Annotated in this window: 14 protein-coding genes, 2 tRNA genes and 1 pseudogene; 12 read left to right on the top strand and 5 right to left on the bottom strand. The window is 62.5% G+C overall.

The window, feature by feature from the left end; translation table 11 throughout:
* The 10 genes and pseudogenes from miaA (at position 1) to A0O30_RS09560 (ending at position 10,288) form a co-directional block, all read left to right on the top strand.
* On the top strand, positions 1-972 hold the full coding sequence (gene miaA / locus A0O30_RS09600; RefSeq protein ID WP_105946314.1) for a tRNA (adenosine(37)-N6)-dimethylallyltransferase MiaA: 972 nt from the start codon (positions 1-3) through the stop codon (positions 970-972).
* Between the two features lie 94 nt (positions 973-1,066).
* Positions 1,067-1,327 (top strand): RNA chaperone Hfq, encoded by a 261-nt coding sequence (hfq, locus tag A0O30_RS09595; RefSeq protein ID WP_003258160.1) that lies wholly within the window; start codon positions 1,067-1,069, stop codon positions 1,325-1,327.
* A gap of 12 nt (positions 1,328-1,339) precedes the next feature.
* A complete protein-coding gene (gene hflX / locus A0O30_RS09590; protein ID WP_016712319.1) occupies positions 1,340-2,641 on the top strand; it encodes a ribosome rescue GTPase HflX in 1,302 nt (433 codons plus the stop codon).
* Positions 2,642-2,737: 96 nt separating this feature from the next.
* The gene (gene hflK, locus A0O30_RS09585) at positions 2,738-3,919 is read left to right on the top strand and encodes an FtsH protease activity modulator HflK (protein ID WP_105946313.1); all 1,182 of its coding nucleotides are present in this window, start codon (positions 2,738-2,740) and stop codon (positions 3,917-3,919) included.
* Positions 3,919-4,788, top strand: a complete 870-nt coding sequence (gene hflC / locus A0O30_RS09580; RefSeq protein ID WP_105946312.1) for a protease modulator HflC — start codon at positions 3,919-3,921, stop codon at positions 4,786-4,788. The genes hflK and hflC overlap by 1 nt, the downstream gene beginning before the upstream one ends.
* A gap of 301 nt (positions 4,789-5,089) precedes the next feature.
* Positions 5,090-6,277 (top strand): ATP phosphoribosyltransferase regulatory subunit, encoded by a 1,188-nt coding sequence (locus A0O30_RS09575; RefSeq protein WP_003249540.1) that lies wholly within the window; start codon positions 5,090-5,092, stop codon positions 6,275-6,277.
* A 56-nt stretch (positions 6,278-6,333) separates the two neighbouring features.
* Positions 6,334-7,626 carry an adenylosuccinate synthase gene (locus A0O30_RS09570; RefSeq protein ID WP_016712316.1) on the top strand — a complete coding sequence of 431 codons (1,293 nt, stop codon included), beginning with the start codon at positions 6,334-6,336 and terminating at the stop codon, positions 7,624-7,626.
* A 106-nt stretch (positions 7,627-7,732) separates the two neighbouring features.
* Positions 7,733-8,851: pseudogene (locus A0O30_RS28190) on the top strand (methyl-accepting chemotaxis protein); the annotation flags it as partial.
* Between the two features lie 21 nt (positions 8,852-8,872).
* On the top strand, positions 8,873-9,757 hold the full coding sequence (locus A0O30_RS28185; RefSeq protein WP_371920897.1) for a methyl-accepting chemotaxis protein: 885 nt from the start codon (positions 8,873-8,875) through the stop codon (positions 9,755-9,757).
* A gap of 60 nt (positions 9,758-9,817) precedes the next feature.
* Entirely contained in the window at positions 9,818-10,288 is a 471-nt protein-coding gene (locus A0O30_RS09560; protein ID WP_105946310.1) for a DUF2867 domain-containing protein, read from the top strand.
* A 112-nt stretch (positions 10,289-10,400) separates the two neighbouring features.
* On the opposite strand, the gene A0O30_RS09555 is transcribed toward A0O30_RS09560, so the two are convergent.
* From A0O30_RS09555 to A0O30_RS09535, 5 genes are all read right to left on the bottom strand, one after another.
* Positions 10,401-11,966, bottom strand: a complete 1,566-nt coding sequence (locus tag A0O30_RS09555; protein ID WP_016712314.1) for an iron ABC transporter permease — start codon at positions 11,964-11,966, stop codon at positions 10,401-10,403.
* A complete protein-coding gene (locus A0O30_RS09550; protein WP_105946309.1) occupies positions 11,966-12,979 on the bottom strand; it encodes an extracellular solute-binding protein in 1,014 nt (337 codons plus the stop codon). Before A0O30_RS09550 ends, A0O30_RS09555 begins: the two co-directional genes overlap by 1 nt.
* A 225-nt stretch (positions 12,980-13,204) precedes the next feature.
* Positions 13,205-14,230 carry a class I SAM-dependent methyltransferase gene (locus tag A0O30_RS09545; protein ID WP_105946308.1) on the bottom strand — a complete coding sequence of 342 codons (1,026 nt, stop codon included), beginning with the start codon at positions 14,228-14,230 and terminating at the stop codon, positions 13,205-13,207.
* A 139-nt stretch (positions 14,231-14,369) separates the two neighbouring features.
* Positions 14,370-14,456: transfer RNA gene (locus tag A0O30_RS09540), tRNA-Leu, on the bottom strand.
* A gap of 87 nt (positions 14,457-14,543) precedes the next feature.
* A tRNA-Leu gene (locus tag A0O30_RS09535) sits at positions 14,544-14,630 on the bottom strand.
* 271 nt (positions 14,631-14,901) lie between these two features.
* Between A0O30_RS09535 and rnr the strand changes: the two genes are divergently transcribed.
* Together rnr and rlmB are read left to right on the top strand one after the other, a co-directional pair.
* On the top strand, positions 14,902-17,487 hold the full coding sequence (rnr, locus tag A0O30_RS09530) for a ribonuclease R (RefSeq protein WP_105946307.1): 2,586 nt from the start codon (positions 14,902-14,904) through the stop codon (positions 17,485-17,487).
* Positions 17,484-18,230 carry a 23S rRNA (guanosine(2251)-2'-O)-methyltransferase RlmB gene (gene rlmB, locus A0O30_RS09525; protein WP_016712311.1) on the top strand — a complete coding sequence of 249 codons (747 nt, stop codon included), beginning with the start codon at positions 17,484-17,486 and terminating at the stop codon, positions 18,228-18,230. Before rnr ends, rlmB begins: the two co-directional genes overlap by 4 nt.
* The last annotated feature ends 57 nt before the right edge of the window (positions 18,231-18,287 follow it).

The following is an 18,287-nucleotide window of genomic DNA, read 5'->3' as shown; positions in this document are numbered from 1 at the left end:
ATGAGCGGCAAGCCCCCTGCAATATTCCTGATGGGCCCGACGGCGGCCGGCAAGACCGACCTGGCTATCGAGTTGACCAAAGTGCTGCCTTGCGAGCTGATCAGCGTCGATTCGGCGCTGGTCTATCGTGGCATGGACATCGGCTCGGCCAAGCCGTCGAAAGAAATCCTCGCTGCCCACCCGCACCGGCTGATCGACATTCGCGACCCGGCCGAGAGCTATTCGGCCGCGCAGTTCCGTGCTGACGCCCTGGAGGCCATGGCCGAGATCACTGCACGCGGCAAGATACCGCTGCTGGTGGGCGGCACCATGCTCTACTACAAGGCGTTGATCGATGGCCTGGCAGACATGCCGGCGGCAGACGCTGCCGTGCGCGCCGAGCTGGAGGCTCAGGCCGAAGCATTGGGCCTGGCCGAGCTGCACCGCCAGCTGGCCGAGGTTGACCCGGTGTCAGCGGCGCGCATCCACCCCAACGATCCGCAGCGGCTGATCCGGGCGCTGGAAGTGTACCGGGTGAGCGGCGAGAGCATGACGGCTCATCGCCAACGTCAATTCGCGGAAAGTCGCGGCGCAGACGCAGGCGCTGACGGACATTTGCCCTATACTGTCGCCAGTTTGGCGATTGCTCCTACAGATCGTCACATTTTGCATCAGCGAATTGCGTTACGATTTTCGCAGATGCTGGAACAGGGCTTCGTTGACGAGGTCCGATCGCTGCGAGCCAGAAGTGACTTGCACGCCGGGCTACCGTCTATACGGGCAGTGGGGTATCGGCAGGTCTGGGATTACCTGGATGGCAAGCTGACTGAGAATGAGATGCGTGAACGCGGTATCATTGCAACCAGGCAGCTGGCCAAGCGGCAGTTCACCTGGTTGCGTGGCTGGCCTGACGTACACTGGCTTGACAGCCTGGCCTGCGACAATCTGTCCCGCACCTTGAAATACCTTGGGGCCATCTCCATATTGAGCTGAGTCCCTGCTGATTGCCGTCTATTCTTGCGAAGGGGCGGCCTAATTTATCGATTTTATTGATTTTCTATTATTTATCCTTACAGGAGTGCGGCATATGTCAAAAGGGCATTCGCTACAAGACCCTTACTTGAACACCTTGAGAAAAGAAAAGGTCCCGGTATCCATCTACCTGGTCAACGGTATCAAGCTGCAGGGCTCGATCGAATCCTTCGACCAGTTCGTGGTACTGCTGAAGAACACCGTCAGCCAGATGGTCTACAAGCACGCCATTTCGACTGTCGTGCCTGCCCGTCCGGTTCGTCTGCCAAGCCCGTCCGATTCCGAACACGGCGACAGCGAGCCAGGCAACGCCTGATAGGAGCCTGCATTGTTCTTTGAGCGCCACGGTGGTGGTGAGCGGGCGTTGCTCGTTCACTTGGAAGGTCAGAACCCTGAGGCGCGCGAAGACCCGCAGGAGTTTCAGGAGCTGGCATTGTCGGCCGGTGCCGACATCGTCTCGTTGGTCACGGTGTCAAGGCATCAGCCTTCCGCCAAATACCTGATTGGCAGTGGCAAGGTCGAGGAATTGCACGACCTGGTCCATGCCGAGCAGGTAGACCTGGTGATTTTCAATCACACCCTCACGCCCAGTCAGGAGCGCAACCTCGAACGTGTGTTCGAGTGTCGTGTGCTCGACCGTACCGGGCTGATCCTCGATATCTTCGCCCAACGGGCGCGTACCCATGAAGGCAAGCTGCAGGTCGAACTGGCCCAGCTGGAGCACATGAGCACGCGGCTGGTGCGCGGCTGGACCCACCTTGAGCGACAAAAGGGTGGTATCGGCCTGCGCGGCCCGGGTGAAACCCAGCTGGAAACCGACCGCCGCCTGTTGCGGGTGCGCATACGCCAGATCAAGTCACGCCTGGAAAAGGTACGCAGCCAGCGCGAGCAGGCGCGTCGTGGGCGCAAGCGCGCAGACATCCCGTCGGTGTCGTTGGTGGGTTACACCAACGCCGGCAAGTCCACGCTGTTCAACGCCCTGACCGAATCCGAGGTGTACGCCGCAGACCAGTTGTTCGCCACGCTCGACCCGACCTTGCGCCGGCTTGAGCTGAACGACCTGGGGCCGATCGTGCTGGCCGACACCGTGGGCTTCATTCGCCACCTGCCGCACAAGCTGGTCGAGGCATTTCGGGCTACGCTCGAAGAGTCGAGCAACTCCGACCTGTTGCTGCATGTGATCGACGCCCATGAGCCAGAGCGCATGGAGCAGATTGAGCAGGTGCTCGCGGTTTTGGGCGAGATTGGCGCTGAAGGGTTGCCGATCCTCGAGGTGTATAACAAACTCGACTTGCTCGAAGATGTCGAGCCGCAGATCCAGCGCAATGCCGATGGCAAGCCGGAACGGGTCTGGGTATCGGCACGCGATGGGCGTGGCCTGGAGCTGGTCGGCCAGGCAATTGCCGAGTTGCTGGGGGATGATCTGTTTGTCGGTACCCTGTGTCTGGAGCAGCGTTTTGCCCGTTTGCGCGCGCAATTCTTTGCCTTGGGTGCCGTGCAGAGTGAAGAGCATGATGAAGAAGGGCGCAGCCTGCTGAGCGTGCGACTGCCCATGGTCGAACTGAATCGCCTGGTCAGCCGCGAAGGCATGGAGCCGCAAGTGTTTGTCGAGCAACACACTTTGCAATAAATGCTCGTCGAGGTCGCCGGGCAGCAGTGACAGGCATTCTGTAGCATTGGACGGCGCGCCGTGGGCGCGTCTTTGCTTTATCAGATGGAGAGCGCTATGGCTTGGAACGAGCCGGGTGGCAACTCGAACAATCAGGATCCCTGGGGCGGCCGCCGTGGTGGCGGTGGCGGTGGTGGTGACAAGAAAGGTCCGCCGGATCTGGACGAGGCCTTCCGCAAATTGCAGGACAGCCTGAATGGCATGTTCGGCAGTGGCAAGAAACGTGGCGGCGGTGACCGCAATGTCGGCAAGGGCGGTGGCCTTGGCCTGCTGGGCATTGGCCTGGCGGTGCTGGCTGCCATCTGGCTGTACAGCGCCGTGTACGTGGTCGACGAGCAGGAGCAGGCCGTTGTGCTGCGCTTCGGCAAGTACTATGAGACGGTCGGTCCCGGCCTGAACATCTACTTCCCGCCGATCGATCGCAAGTACATGGAAAACGTCACGCGTGAGCGTGCCTACACCAAGCAGGGCCAGATGCTGACCGAAGACGAGAACATCGTCGAGGTGCCGCTGACCGTCCAGTACAAGATCAGCAACCTGCAGGACTTCGTGCTCAACGTCGACCAGCCTGAGGTAAGCCTGCAGCACGCGACCGACAGTGCCCTGCGCCACGTGGTGGGTTCCACCTCGATGGACCAGGTGCTCACCGAAGGCCGTGAGCAGATGGCCGTGGATATCCGCGAACGCCTGCAGCGCTTCCTCGACAACTACCGTACCGGTATCACCGTCACCCAGGTCAACGTACAGAGCGCGGCAGCCCCGCGTGAAGTGCAGGAAGCCTTCGACGACGTGATCCGTGCCCGCGAAGACGAGCAGCGTGCCCGCAACCAGGCCGAGTCCTACGCCAATGGCGTGGTGCCGGAAGCCCGTGGTCAGGCCCAGCGCATCATCGAGGACGCCAACGGTTACCGCGACGAAGTCATCGCCCGGGCCAAGGGTGAGGCCGATCGCTTCACCAAGCTGGTCGCCGAGTACCGCAAGGCACCTGACGTGACCCGTCAGCGTCTGTACCTGGAGACCATGCAAGAGGTCTACAGCAACACCAGCAAGGTCATGGTGGCCACCAAGGACGGGCAGAACAACCTGCTCTACCTGCCACTGGACAAGATGGTCGAAGGCAGCCGCAACCCGTCCGCGCCAACCAGCAGTGTGTCGCCATCGGTCAACGATGCGGCCGCACGTGCGGCGCAGGACCTGCAACAGCAACAGCAGCCGCTGCGCACTAGGGAGAGCCGCTGATGAGCAACAGATCGCTGATCGCCCTGATCGCCGCCGTGGTGCTGGCCATCGTGGCCTGGAACAGCTTCTACATCGTGTCCCAGACCGAGCGTGCGGTACTGCTGCGCTTCGGTAAGGTAGTCCAGGCGGATGTTCAGCCAGGCCTGCACGTGAAGATTCCGTACGTGAACCAGGTACGCAAGTTCGACGCCCGCCTGATGACCCTCGACGCCCCGACCCAGCGGTTCCTGACCCTGGAGAAGAAGGCGGTGATGGTCGACGCCTACGCCAAGTGGCGCGTCAAGGATGCCGAGCGCTTCTACACCGCCACCTCCGGCATGAAGCAGATCGCCGACGAGCGTCTGTCACGTCGTCTGGAAAGCGGCCTGCGTGACCAGTTCGGTAAACGTACCCTGCACGAGGTGGTTTCCGGTGAACGTGACGCGCTGATGGCTGACATCACCGCATCGCTGAACCGCATGGCCAACAAGGAGCTGGGTATCGAGGTGGTTGACGTGCGCGTCAAGGCCATCGACCTGCCGAAGGAAGTCAACCGCAGCGTGTTCGACCGCATGAGCACCGAGCGTGAGCGTGAGGCGCGTGAGCACCGCGCCAAAGGTAACGAGCTGGCTGAAGGTATCCGTGCCGATGCCGACCGTCAGCGCCGTGTACTGCTGGCCGAGGCTTATCGCGAAGCGGAAGAAACACGCGGTGACGGCGACGCTCAGTCGGCCGCCATCTATGCCAAGGCCTACACCCAGGACGCCGATTTCTACGCGTTCTACCGTAGCCTGCAGGCATACCGCGAGAGCTTCTCGAGCAAGAGCGACGTGCTGGTCCTGGACCCGAAGAACGAGTTCTTCCGCTTCCTGGACAAGAGCAAGCCGTAATGCTCAGGCCCTGATCTTCATGCAGCGGCGCCCCGCCTGGCAGCTAAAACACCAGGCGGGGTGCATCCTGAATGAAAAGGGGTGTATGATGAGGCAGCCGGGAAATTTCCCGGCTTTTTTGCGTCTGCAAGGTTGATTGGCAACACGCCAGTTGACGGTTTGGTCAGGTCGCAAGGCAATTTGAGGGTATCGGGTACGGTGGCTGCGCTGGGATTAGTGCTGCCCGCTGCTGTGCGCGATACCGGCTTTACTGACGGCTCGCCTGCTGGCAAGCCGCCCGGACCAGAGGGGAAATGGCGTAATGGCAACGGTAGACCGCTGGCTGCTGCCAGATGGCATCGAGGAAGTACTGCCACCTGAAGCTGCGCGCATCGAGATCGCGCGCCGCCAGGTGTTGGACCTGTTCCAGAGTTGGGGCTACGAGCTGGTCGTCACCCCGCATATCGAGTACCTGGAGTCGCTGCTCACCGGCGCCGGCCAGGACCTGGATCAGCGCACCTTCAAGGTGGTGGACCCGCAGTCCGGCCGCCTGATGGGCTTCCGCGCCGACTTCACGCCGCAGGTGGCGCGCATCGACGCCCACACCCTGCGCCGTGAAGGCCCGAGCCGCCTGTGCTATGCCGGTAGCGTGCTGCACGCCCAGCCGCGTGCACTGTCGACCTCGCGCAGCCCGATCCAGCTGGGTGCCGAGCTGTATGGCGATGCCAGCCCTACCAGCGATGTCGAAGTCATCAGCCTGATGCTCGCCACGCTGCAGCTGGCCGATGTGCCGGATGTGCACATGGACCTGGGCCACGTTGGTATCTACCGTGGCCTGGCCCGTGCCGCCGGCCTGTCCGGTGCGGTGGAGCAGCAGTTGTTCGACGCCATGCAACGCAAGGCTGTCGATGAAGTGCAGGCGCTGACCGCCGACCTGCCGAAAGACCTGGGCAACATGCTGCGTGCCCTGGTCGAGCTGTGCGGTGGCCGTGAAGTGCTGGCCGAAGCCCGCGTGCGCCTGGGCCGTGCCCCAGCCAGCGTGCTGGCAGCGCTGGACGACCTGCTGGCGATCGCTGATCGCCTGGCGTCGCGCTACCCGGACCTGCCGCTGTACTTCGACCTCGGCGAATTGCGCGGTTACCACTATCACACGGGCGTGGTGTTCGCTGTGTTCGTACCGGGCGAAGGTCAGTCGATCGCCCAGGGCGGGCGTTACGACGACATCGGCGCCGACTTTGGCCGGGCGCGCCCGGCCACCGGTTTCTCCACGGATTTGAAGACCCTGGTCACACTGGGGCGAGCGGAGGTCGTATTGCCAACGGGCGGCATCTGGATGCCGGACAGTGGTGATGCGGCCCTCTGGCAGCAAGTCTGCCAGTTGCGCAACGAGGGCCAGCGTGTGGTCCAGGCCCTGCCTGGCCAGCCGTTGAGTGCTGCTCTCGAGGCGGATTGTGATCGGCAATTGATTCAGCAAGACGGGCGCTGGCAGGTTCTGCCGCTGGCCCAGTGAGTTTCTGCGTCGGCAGTAGGCCGGCAACCAAGTTTGCGTGAATGAGGACCAATGTAATGGGTAAGAATGTCGTCGTCCTGGGCACCCAGTGGGGTGATGAGGGCAAAGGCAAGATCGTCGATCTGCTGACCGAACATGCTGCCGCCGTAGTGCGCTACCAGGGTGGCCACAACGCGGGTCACACCCTGGTGATCAACGGTGAAAAGACCGTTCTGCACCTGATTCCGTCCGGCATCCTGCGTGAAGGCGTACAGTGCCTGATCGGCAACGGCGTGGTCGTTGCCCCGGATGCGCTGATGCGTGAAATCACCAAGCTGGAAGAGAAGGGCGTACCGGTGCGCGAGCGCCTGCGCATCTCCCCGGCTGCGCCGCTGATCCTGTCGTACCACGTGGCCCTGGACCAGGCCCGCGAAAAAGCCCGTGGCGAAGCCAAGATCGGCACCACCGGCCGTGGTATCGGCCCAGCCTACGAAGACAAGGTTGCGCGCCGCGGCCTGCGCGTAGGCGACCTGTTCCACCGCGAGCGTTTCGCGGCCAAGCTGGGTGAGCTGCTGGACTATCACAACTTCCAGCTGGTGAACTACTACAAAGAGCCGGCCATCGACTTCCAGCAAACCCTGGACGAGTGCATGGCCTACGCTGAACAGCTCAAGCCGATGATGCTGGACGTCACCGCCGAGCTGCACAACCTGCGCCGCGCTGGCAAGGACATCATGTTCGAAGGTGCCCAGGGCTCGCTGCTGGACATCGACCACGGTACCTACCCGTACGTCACCAGCTCCAACACCACTGCTGGCGGTATCTCCACCGGCTCCGGCGTTGGCCCGATGTACCTGGACTACATCCTGGGTATCACCAAGGCCTACACCACTCGCGTAGGTTCCGGTCCGTTCCCGACTGAACTGTTCGACGAAACCGGCGCTACCCTGGCCAAGCGTGGCCACGAGTTCGGTTCCACCACTGGCCGTGCCCGTCGTTGCGGCTGGTTCGACGCCGTGATCCTGCGTCGCGCCATCGACGTCAACAGCATCTCGGGTATCTGCCTGACCAAGCTGGATGTACTGGACGGCCTGGAAACCATCAACATCTGCGTTGGCTACAAGAACGAGAACGGTGCTGTCATCGACGCGCCTTCCGATGCCGACAGCTACATCGGCCTGGAGCCGGTGTACGAAGAGATGCCAGGCTGGAGCGAGTCGACCGTGGGCGTTAAAACCCTGGAAGAGCTGCCGGCCAACGCTCGCGCCTACATCAAGCGCATCGAAGACCTGATCGGCGCGCCGATCGACATCATTTCGACCGGCCCGGACCGCAACGAGACCATCGTACTGCGTCATCCGTTCGCCTGATCTGCCCTCCAGGCTGATCTGACGCCGTGGCCCTGAAAGGGGCTGCGGCGTTTTCATTTCTGCGTCGAGCGAGAGCAGCCAACCACCTGGCTGAACCTTGGCGTTTATGCCTGCTGTCTCCGGCACAACCCTTGCTGTAAGAAGTTTCTGTAGATGCCATCAAAATAGTGGCGCCAGAAAACACGAGGGTTACACCGTGTCTGCCATCCTCTCACTGTTACGAAGCCGCCTTTTGCGGCCTGTGTTTGTTGCCCTTGGTATCGCTCTTTTGGTGCAGGTGCTGGTTGCCGTTGCGCTTACCCGAAGCACGGTCACTGCCCTGGAGGCCGACCTTGGCGAGCGCCTGGGCAATGACAGCCGTCAGTTGGCCGGCGAACTGGAGCAAGCCGGGCAGGATGTGCGCTCGGGCCTGGACGGTCTGTCCAGCAGCACCCGTCAGCGCCTGAGCGCAGGGTTGTCGGCACGCCTGCAAAGCGAACAGCAGCAACTGCGCAGCACCCTGGAAAAGAACCTGAAGGACTCCGCCAACGATATGGCAGAGCTGTTGGCCTCGGTTGCCCCGCGTGCCATCTGGGACAACGATGTGCCGGTGCTCTCAGACTTTGCGCGGCGTGCCCAGCGCAATCCCAACGTGCTGTTCGTGGTGTACGACGACGCCCAGGGCCAGCACCTGACCCGCTATCTGAACCGGCAAAACCCGATCAACCAGGCATTGATGGAAAAAGGCCAGGGCGAGCGAGCGCTGGACAAAGTGATCGATGCAGCCCGGCGCGATCCTGCCGTTTACTTCGTCGAGGCTTCGATCAGCCCCAATGGCGCAGAAATCGGCAAGGTAGTGATGGGGGTTTCCACAGCGGGTATCGAGCAGGAACTGAAGGCCCTCGATCAGCGTTTCGCGGCCCTGATCGCCAGTGGCGAGCAACTGGTAGGCGACAGCCTGGTTGGTGCTGCGGCTGACAGCGGCAAAACCCTGCGTGAGCGGCTGGAAAAAGCACAGGGCAGTGCTGCTGCCATGCAGGCCAACACCGCGCAAACCGTTCGCGATGCTGCCGGCGAGCTGCGCTGGCGCATTGGTCTGGGCCTGGTGCTGGTTGGCCTGGGTGTGTTGCTGGTGGTGGCCGTGGTGCTTGGTCGTCGTGTGCTGAGCAAGCTGCGCCTGCTGATTGCTGCCCTTGACGACCTGGCGGCAGGCGAGGGTGACCTGACCAAGCGTGTGCCACTCGACAGCCGAGACGAGATCGGTGACATGGCTTCGGCCGTGAACCGCTTTGTCGACAAGTTGCAACCGATTGTGCGCGAGGCGGGCGAGGTGGCCCAGCGTACCGGTGTGGAAATTGGCGCGATGACGCAGCGCAATGCCGGTGCCGATGCTGCTGCTGCGCTGCAGCGCGATGAAGTGGCGGCCAGCCTGCGCGACCTTTCGAGCATGGCCGATGAAGCCCAGGCCGAAAGCCATGCGATGCAGGCGGCATTGAAACAGGTAGTGGATATACGCCAGGCCACCGACGAAAACAGCCGCACCTCGACCCAGCTCGCAGGGCTGATCGAAAACCTGGCTGGCCAGGTAGAGACGGGCTCGCAGGTGATCGAGCGCCTGGCCAAGCAGAGTGAGCAGATCGAAGTGGTGCTGACGGTGATCCATGGCATCGCCGAGCAGACCAACCTGCTGGCGTTGAATGCGGCCATCGAAGCGGCCCGGGCCGGTGAGACCGGGCGCGGCTTTGCCGTGGTGGCTGATGAGGTGCGGGCGTTGGCGAGCAAGACGCAAAGCTCCACGGGGGATATCCAGGCGCATATCGCTGCGCTGCAGAAGGGCGCCAAGGAGGCTGTGGCGACGATCAGCCAGGCCGGGCTGAAGGCCAGCGAAGGGCTGCTGGTGCTGCGTGACAACGAGCGCCGTCAGCAGTCTGTGCAGGCGGCGGTGGAGCAAGTTCACGCAGCTATCGGCCTGGCTACCCGCGCGGCCGAGCAGCAGGCGAGCGGGGCGCAGGCGGTGCGTGGGCGGGTGGAGACCATTCATGCGCAGGCCGAGCGCTCGGCCGAGGTGGTGATGCAGACCACGGCCAGTAGCAAGGTGCTGGACGATCTGGCTGCACAGCTACGGGCGAGCCTGGGGCAGTTCAGGGCCTGACGCGAATCGTTGTGGGGGCGGTGCTATGATGGCGGAGAAACATGACAAAGGGAGTTGTTCATGTCCGCCCGACTGGTCGCCGCTCCGGCTGAACTGGACTTTCTTCATCGCGATGGCATTTCCGTCACTGCGCCCATGACCGCCCTCCAGGCCTATTGCGCCATGACTTCGGACGTTCCGGGCTGGCTGGCCATGGCCTTTCGCCTACGCGACTTCATCTCTCGCTGGTTCAACGTTGCCACTATTCACGGTTTCTCATCGCGTAACCCTGAGCGGGTTCCGGCAGTGGGTGAGCGTCTGGATTTCTTTACTGTCGAGGCTATCAGCGACCAGCAACTGGTCCTGACTTCGCGTGACACGCACCTTGCGGTCATGGTGAGCATGGATCTGGATGAAGAGGGGCAGGGCCGGCAGCACTTGAGCGTCACCACGTCGGTGCAGTGTTTCAACCGTTTTGGCTGGCTCTACATGCTGCCAGTTGGTAAGGCACATGGGCCAATCGTGCGGCGTATGCTGCGCAACATCGCGTGATGTCTGTGATGGCCTCATCGCCGGCAAGCCAGCTCCCACAGGTACTGCGCAGGCCTTGAAGGCGACGCGGTACCTGTGGGAGCTGGCTTGCCGGCGATGAGGGCTACGCGGTTTATGCCTTGTTCAGGTACATCCGCGTAGTCAGCAGATAAACCGGCAGCCCCGACACCACGATCAGCAATGCCGCGTAAGGCGCCGCTGCGGCGAACTCGACGTTGGCCGTATGCGCCCACACCTCGGTAGCCAGGGTGGTCATCCCGGTCGGGCTGAGCAGCAGGGTAGCTGTCAGCTCTTTCATGGCATCCAGGAACACCAGCGCAAACGCTGCCGCCATGGCCGGGAAGATGATCGGCAGGGTCACCCGGCAGAATGCCGTGAAGCTGCTGGCACCCAAGGTTCGCGCAGCCTCTTCCAGCGTTGGCGAGGCCTTGTTCAGCGCGGTGCGCACCGGTGACTGCGCCAATGGCAGGAACAGCAGCGCATACGCCAACAGCAGCAACGCCGTGGTCTGGTACAGCGCCGGTACGTAGTGCAGGGCGAAGAACACCAAGGTCAGTGCAATCACCAGACCGGGCAGGGCGTGCAGCAGGTACGGCAAGCGCTCGGCCCAGATCGCCAGGCGGCCTTTGTAGCGCACCACCAGGAAGCTGATCGGTAGCGCCAGCAGCACACAGAAACCGGCACCGCCAAGCGACACCGACAGCGAAGTGAACAGCGCCTTGGAGATAGCCCCCACCGGGAATGCTGCCGACGAACCCACGCTCAGCCAGTAGCCGAGCATGGCCAGCGGGATACCGCTGCCCAGCACTGCCAGGGCCACGCAGAGTAGCTGCGCCGGTACGGCCCAGCCACGCAGCCGCACGGGTTGCGCGCGGCGTGCCACGCCTTGGCCGATGCGCACATGGCGGGCTTTGCCGCGTACACGCAATTCCAGCCACAGCATCACCAGGCACATCGCCAACAGCACGGCAGACAGCATGGCCGCGTTGGCATTGCTGAATTCCAGTTCGAACTGCTGGTAGATCGCCGTGGTGAAGGTCTGCAGGCCGAGGATCGACAGCGCACCGAACTCCACCAGCATGTGCAGGGCGATCAGCAGCGCTCCGCCGAGCATCGAGGGCCACAGCAACGGCAAGGTGACCTTGATGAACACACCCCAGCGGCTGCAACCCAGGGTGCGCGCCGACTCCTCCAGCGAGGTGTCGAGGTTGCGCAGGGTGGCGGCCACCGGCAGGAATACCAATGGGTACTTGGACAGGGCCATGACCAGGATGGCCCCGCCCAGTCCTTCGAAGTCCGAGCTCAGCGACACCCAGGTGAAACTGCTGACGAACGACGGCACGGCGAAGGGCAGGCAAAGCACCACGCCCCACAGCCGTCGGCCAGCCAGGTTGCTGCGCTCCAGCAGCCAGGCCAGGGCCAGGCCGACCACCATGCAGGCCAGTGTCACCCCGACCATCAGCATCAGGGTATTGCGCATCAGCCCCCAGACAAAGGGGCGCCACAGCAGGTGCAAGGCTTCACGCCAGCCGGCTTCCCAGGCTTTGATGGCGACATACAGCAGCGGCAGCAAGCTCATCGCCACCAGGAACAGCACAGGCAGCACCACCCAGATGGAGGGGCGCTTGCGGCGCGGTACGAAGCGTACCGGCGCCGGCTCGGACAGGGCGGCGGTCATCAGAGCAGGCCGACCTCGCGTTCAAGCTCGATGGCTTCCTCGGCATTGCCCAGGTCGGCCGGCGAGATTTTCGGCGGGCGCAGGTCTTCGAACGGCTTCAGGCCCCGGTCGGAAACCATGCCCTTGTGCAGCGGGTACTCGGCGGTGGTCTGGGTGATCACGCGCTGGCCTTCTTCGCTGGCCATCCAGTTGAGCAGGGCCTGGGCTTCTTTCGGGTGCTTGCTGGCCTTGACCACAGCAGCGCCAGAGATGGTCACCAGGTTGCCGGCATCGCCATCGGCCAGGTAGTAGAGCTTGGTGTCCAGCTTGCCGCGTTCGCGCTCAAGTGCGTACCAGTAGTAGTTGTTCACCAGTACCGCAGCCACTTCACCTTTTTCCACGGCTTTGAGGGCGACCATGTTGTTGGTGTAGGTTTTGCCGAAGGCTTTCAGGCCGGTCAGCCATTCTTCGGTGGCTTCACGACCATGCATCTTCAGGATGGCCACGGCCTGCTCCTGGAATGCACCGCTGGTGGGTACGTAGCCGACGCGGCCTTCCCACTCAGGGTTGGCGAAGTCCATCACCGTGGTCGGCAGGTCTTTTTCATCGACCTTCTTCGGGTTGTACACCACGATGCGCGTGCGCGCGGTGATACCCATCCAGGTACCGTTGGCGCCTACGTACTCCTTGGGCATCATGTTTGCGGTGGCGTCATCGATCTTCGCCAGCAGGCCCAGTTCGCCCAGGTTGTTCAGGGGCGGGGACTCTTCGGTGTAGATGATGTCGGCCGGCGAACGGTCGCCTTCCTCGATGATCTGGCTGGCCAGCTGGTTGCTGCTGCCCTTGCGGATATCGATGTGGATGCCGGTCTTGGCCTCGTAGGCCTTGGCGATGGCTTCGCCGATTTCCTTGTGCTGGCCGTTGTACATGGTCAGGGTGACCGGTGCGTCTGCCATGGCGGCCGGAGCGCCGATGACCAGGCTCAGCACGGCGGCGGCCAAGGTACGCATCAGCGGTTGCGGGCGGATCGTCATGCGGGTACTTCCTCGCTTACGGCTACATATTTGGAAACAATGGTAAACGAAATCGTTTCTCAAGTGGCCGGGTGACGAGAAATTCATGGGGCAGACCATGGTTTAACCTTCGAGGGCTGTACTGGATTCTTCGCGGGCATGCCCGCTCCCACAGGAGGTGCGCAGTCTCCAAGACGGTGGTGTACCTGTGGGAGCGGGCGAGCCCGCGAAGAGGCCGGTACAGGGTTACACCTTACTGGCAATCACCGCAGTGATCGGAGCAACCGGGTATCTCAGGCCATCTTGTTGCTGTACTTCGACAAACCCGATGCCGCGCAACCGCTCAGCTAGCTCCCCGGCCGGCAACACATGCCGCCCCTGCATGCGCATATGCAGATAATAAGGCAGCACCCGCGCGGCACTCTGCTGGTCATCCGGCACCTCGGCATGGCAGCACACCAGTACGCCACCTGGGTTCAGCGCGGCATGCAGTCGCCGCAGCAACCCATCAAGGTCATGGGCGAAGTGGAATACCGATGAGCACCAGATCAGGTCATAGCCACTGCCAACATCATCCCGGTCCAGATCACCGCCGATAATGCCGAGGCGCTTCTCCAGCCCGGCCCGGGCAATGTTCTCCTGTGCCACCGCTGCTGTTTCGGCGAAATCGAACACTGTCCCGTGTAAATCGGGTAGCTGCCTGGCCAGGGCAATGGCGACCAGGCCAGGCCCGCCGCCCAAGTCGAGCATGCGTTGCAATCGCGGTGCCTGCGGTAGGTGTTCGATCAAAGCGCACGCCACGTCCACAGTAACCGCCAATTGCTCCTGGGCAATCTGCACCCGTGCCGCCTCGGCCCAGCGTTGGGCCATTTCCGGGCCGGGGGCTGCTGCGGGTGGTAGGCCATTGCGCAGTGCCTGTTCCAATGGTTGGCCAGCCAGGCGCAGGACTTGATGACGAAAGAGCAGGGCATCGCCGCAATAGTCGTCGGCGCTCCGGCGCAAATAGCGTTTGGCTGTTTCGCCATTGCGGTAACGGCTGCCCTGCTCGTCGCGCTCCAGCAGGCCCTGGGCCCAGAGCATTTCCAGCAGGTAGCCAGTATTGAAAGGTTCAAGGTCCAGCACATTCGCCAGCTGAGCGGGTGCGGTGAATTGCTCCAGGTGCTCGAACAGGTCGATTGTCAGTGCCACGCGCAAGGCATCGGCAGCGAGGCCTGCCAGTTGCAGGTCCCAGCACGCCTGTAGCGGGTGAGGGGTGGTCAGGTCCGTGCTCATCGTTCGCTCGCTCCTTGAGAGAAAGCTCAATCCTAGATAGGAATCATTCTGGATTGCAACGAAAGAGAGGGTGGGGAGAGAGGGAATGCAAAAAACGCAGGCAAGAAAAAACCCACTAGCAAGCTAGTGGGTTTTTGTATGGTGCCCAGGAGAAGACTCGAACTTCCACGACCGTTAAGTCACTGATACCTGAAACCAGCGCGTCTACCAATTCCGCCACCTGGGCAAAGCTTTACATCATCTGCAGAAGGCGACTATTGTCAGCTTCACACAGTAGTAACAGATCCTTGGTCATCTATTACTTGAAAATATTTGGTGCCCAGGAGAAGACTCGAACTTCCACGGCCGTTAAGCCACTGATACCTGAAACCAGCGCGTCTACCAATTCCGCCACCTGGGCACACATTCGAGGTTACTTGATGCTTTACAGCGTCGTTCATCTCTACTACAACTTCGGGGTTGTCCGTCGTTGTGGTGCGCACTATACGGACGGTCCGGGGGGCTGTAAACCCCCCAAGCGAAAAAAATTTCAAAAAATTCAACTTGTTGATTCCGCAGGCCTATTCCTGCTCGCCGGAAGCGCCGGTGGGGCTGTCCAAGGCTGACATTTCCGGTTTCAATACGCCTATGCCAGAATTCCTATCTATATACCCCAAGGTGAACCCCTTCTGATGGCCGATTGGCAATCCCTCGATCCCGAGGCCGCTCGCGAAGCGGAAAAATACGACAACCCTATCCCCAGCCGTGAGCTGATCCTGCAGCGCCTTGCTGACCGTGGCGAGCCCGCTGCACGCGAGGAGCTGGCGAAAGAGTTTGGTCTGTATGAAGAAGACCAGATCGAAGCCCTGCGCCGCCGTCTGCGTGCCATGGAACGTGACGGCCAGCTTATCTATACCCGGCGCGGCACTTATGCCCCGGTAGACAAGCTGGACCTGATCTGTGGTCGCGTTTCCGGCCACCGCGATGGCTTTGGCTTCCTTATTCCCGATGACGGCAGCGAAGACCTGTTCCTCAGCCCGTCGCAGATGCGCCTGGTGTTCGACGGTGACCGCGGCCTGGCCCGTGTCTCTGGCGTCGACCGCCGTGGCCGCCGCGAAGGTGTGCTGGTCGAGGTCATCTCCCGTGCACACGAAAGCGTGGTCGGCCGTTACTTCGAAGAAGGTGGCATTGGCTACGTAACCCCGGACAACCCGAAGATCCAGCAGGAAGTGCTGGTGACCGCCGGGCGTAACGGCGGCGCGAAGATCGGCCAGTTCGTCGAGATCAAGATCACCCACTGGCCAACCCCGCGCTTCCAGCCGCAAGGCGACGTGGTCGAGGTCATCGGCAACTACATGGCACCGGGCATGGAGATCGACGTTGCCTTGCGCAGCTACGATATCCCGCACGTCTGGCCCAAGGACGTGATCAAGGAAGCGCGCAAGTTCCGCTCCGAAGTTGAAGAGAAGGACAAAGAGAAGCGCGTCGACCTGCGCCATCTGCCGTTCGTCACCATCGACGGCGAAGATGCGCGCGACTTCGACGATGCTGTCTATTGCGAACCGCTGGGCAAGCTGCGCCTGTTCTCCGGTGGCTGGCGCCTGTACGTGGCCATTGCCGATGTGTCCAGCTACGTACGCCTGGGCTCGGCCCTGGACGTCGAAGCCCAGCAGCGCGGCAACTCGGTGTACTTCCCCGAGCGTGTAGTGCCGATGCTGCCTGAAGAGCTGTCCAACGGCCTGTGCTCGCTGAACCCGCACGTCGACCGCCTGGCCATGGTCTGCGAAATGACCATGAACAAAGCCGGCCAGATGGTCGACTACCAGTTCTACGAAGGCGTTATCCACTCCCACGCCCGCCTGACCTACAACAAGGTCAGCAGCATGCTCGAGCACTCCCGCACCCGCGAAGGCAAGGCGCTGCGCGAGGAATACAAGGAAGTCGTGCCAGACCTGAAGAACCTGTACAACCTGTACAAGGTGCTGGTGGATGCCCGTCACACCCGGGGCGCCATCGACTTCGAGACCCAGGAAACCCGCATCATCTTCGGCGACCAGCGCAAGATCGCGGAAATCCGCCCGACCGTGCGCAACGATGCCCACAAGCTGATCGAGGAATGCATGCTGGCGGCCAACGTGGCCACCGCCGAGTTCCTGCAAAAGCACGGCGTGCCAGCCCTGTACCGCGTGCACGACGGCCCGCCGCCGGAGCGCCTGGAAAAGCTGCGCGCCTTCCTCGGTGAACTGGGCCTGAGCCTGCACAAAGGCAAGGACCCTTCACCGAAGGATTACCAGGCCCTGCTGGCGAGCATCGCCGGGCGCCCGGACTTCCACCTGATCCAGACCGTGATGCTGCGTTCGCTGAGCCAGGCCGTGTACAGCACCGAGAACAATGGCCACTTCGGGCTGAACTACGAGGCGTACACCCACTTCACCTCGCCGATCCGCCGCTACCCGGACCTGCTGGTGCACCGCGCCATCCGCAGCATCATCCGTTCCAAGGTCGATACCCCGCACGTCAAGCGTGCTGGCGCCATGAGCATTCCCAAGGCGCGTATCTACCCGTACGACGAGAACACCCTGGAGCAACTCGGCGAGCAGTGCTCGATGACCGAGCGCCGGGCCGACGAAGCCACCCGTGACGTGGTGAACTGGCTCAAGTGCGAGTTCATGAAGGATCGCGTGGGCGAGACCTTCCCGGGTGTGATTACCGCCGTGACCGGTTTCGGCCTGTTCGTCGAACTGACCGACATTTACGTAGAGGGCCTGGTGCACGTCAGTGCGCTGCCGGGCGATTACTACCACTTCGACCCTGTGCACCACCGTCTGTCGGGCGAGCGCACCGGGCGCAGCTTCCGCTTGGGCGACACCATCGAAGTCAAGGTCATGCGTGTTGACCTGGACGAGCGCAAGATCGACTTCGAAGTGTCGGAAAAGACCCTCGCCGCACCGATCGGCCGCAAGCAGCGCGGCGCCGCGCCAGCAGCCGACAAGGTTGAGCAGCAGCCGGTGACCGAAGCGAAAGCCACGCCTAAACCGCGTAGCCGCAAAAGCGAAACCGCCGAGGCGTACTTCCCGAAAGACGCCGTGCAGCGTAACGCCGAAGTGCGCAAGAGCCGCGAAATGAAAAAGGCGCTGATGAGCGAGGCACGCAGTGGCGGCCATGCCAGCAGCAAGTCGGACAAAGGTGGCAAGCCCTCCGGTTCCGGCAAGCCAACCAAGCACCGTAAAGGCCCGCCGAAGTCCGGTGCGCCACGCAAGAGCAAGAGCAAGTCATGAGTCAGCTGGAAAAGATCTACGGCGTGCACGCCGTGCAGGCATTGCTGAAGCACCATCCGAAGCGGGTCAAGCAGATCTGGCTGTCGGAAGGGCGCAGCGAGCCACGCCTGGAAACCTTGCTGGCGCTGGCGGCGGAAAACCGCGTGCCGGTCGGCCAGGCCGAGCGCCGTGAGCTGGATGCCTGGGTAGAGGGCGTGCACCAGGGGGTTGTCGCCGAGGTCAGCCCAAGCCAGGTGTGGGGCGAGTTGATGCTCGAAGAGTTGCTTGAGCGCACCGAAACCCCTCCACTGATCCTGGTGCTGGACGGTGTGACCGACCCGCACAACCTGGGCGCCTGCCTGCGTACGGCCGATGCGGCCGGTGCCACGGCCGTGATCGTGCCCAAGGATAAATCGGCCACGCTGACGCCGGTTGTGCGCAAGGTGGCCTGCGGTGCGGCAGAGGTGATCCCGCTGGTGGCCGTGACCAACCTGGCGCGTACGCTGGAGAAGCTGCAGCAGCGTGGCCTGTGGGTGGTGGGCACTGCCGGCGAGGCCGAGCAGGAGATCTACCAGCAGGACCTGACCGGGCCACTGGTGATGATCATGGGCGCGGAGGGCAAGGGCATGCGTCGGCTGACCCGCGAACATTGCGACTTCCTGGTGAAGTTGCCGATGGGCGGCAGCGTCAGCAGCCTGAACGTTTCGGTGGCGACCGGCGTTTGCCTGTTCGAGGCCGTGCGCCAGCGTCAGGCCAAGCGCTGACTTATAGCCTGCCCCGGCCCTATCGCCGGCAAGCCAGCTCCCACAGGTACCGTACAA

Source organism: Pseudomonas sp. LLC-1 (assembly GCF_002992185.1).
Lineage (GTDB): Bacteria > Pseudomonadota > Gammaproteobacteria > Pseudomonadales > Pseudomonadaceae > Aquipseudomonas > Aquipseudomonas monteilii.
This window is presented reverse-complemented; position numbering and strand designations above follow the sequence as displayed.

Coding starts and splice junctions, on each gene's coding strand:
- A0O30_RS09575 (WP_003249540.1), top strand. CDS start 5,090: ATGGCAACGGTAGACCGCTGGCTGCTGCCAGATGGCATCGAGGAAGTA.
- A0O30_RS09570 (WP_016712316.1), top strand. CDS start 6,334: ATGGGTAAGAATGTCGTCGTCCTGGGCACCCAGTGGGGTGATGAGGGC.
- A0O30_RS09560 (WP_105946310.1), top strand. CDS start 9,818: ATGTCCGCCCGACTGGTCGCCGCTCCGGCTGAACTGGACTTTCTTCAT.
- hfq (WP_003258160.1), top strand. CDS start 1,067: ATGTCAAAAGGGCATTCGCTACAAGACCCTTACTTGAACACCTTGAGA.
- A0O30_RS09545 (WP_105946308.1), bottom strand. CDS start 14,230: ATGAGCACGGACCTGACCACCCCTCACCCGCTACAGGCGTGCTGGGAC.
- hflK (WP_105946313.1), top strand. CDS start 2,738: ATGGCTTGGAACGAGCCGGGTGGCAACTCGAACAATCAGGATCCCTGG.
- miaA (WP_105946314.1), top strand. CDS start 1: ATGAGCGGCAAGCCCCCTGCAATATTCCTGATGGGCCCGACGGCGGCC.
- A0O30_RS09555 (WP_016712314.1), bottom strand. CDS start 11,966: ATGACCGCCGCCCTGTCCGAGCCGGCGCCGGTACGCTTCGTACCGCGC.
- rnr (WP_105946307.1), top strand. CDS start 14,902: ATGGCCGATTGGCAATCCCTCGATCCCGAGGCCGCTCGCGAAGCGGAA.
- rlmB (WP_016712311.1), top strand. CDS start 17,484: ATGAGTCAGCTGGAAAAGATCTACGGCGTGCACGCCGTGCAGGCATTG.
- hflC (WP_105946312.1), top strand. CDS start 3,919: ATGAGCAACAGATCGCTGATCGCCCTGATCGCCGCCGTGGTGCTGGCC.
- A0O30_RS09550 (WP_105946309.1), bottom strand. CDS start 12,979: ATGACGATCCGCCCGCAACCGCTGATGCGTACCTTGGCCGCCGCCGTG.
- A0O30_RS28185 (WP_371920897.1), top strand. CDS start 8,873: ATGGCTTCGGCCGTGAACCGCTTTGTCGACAAGTTGCAACCGATTGTG.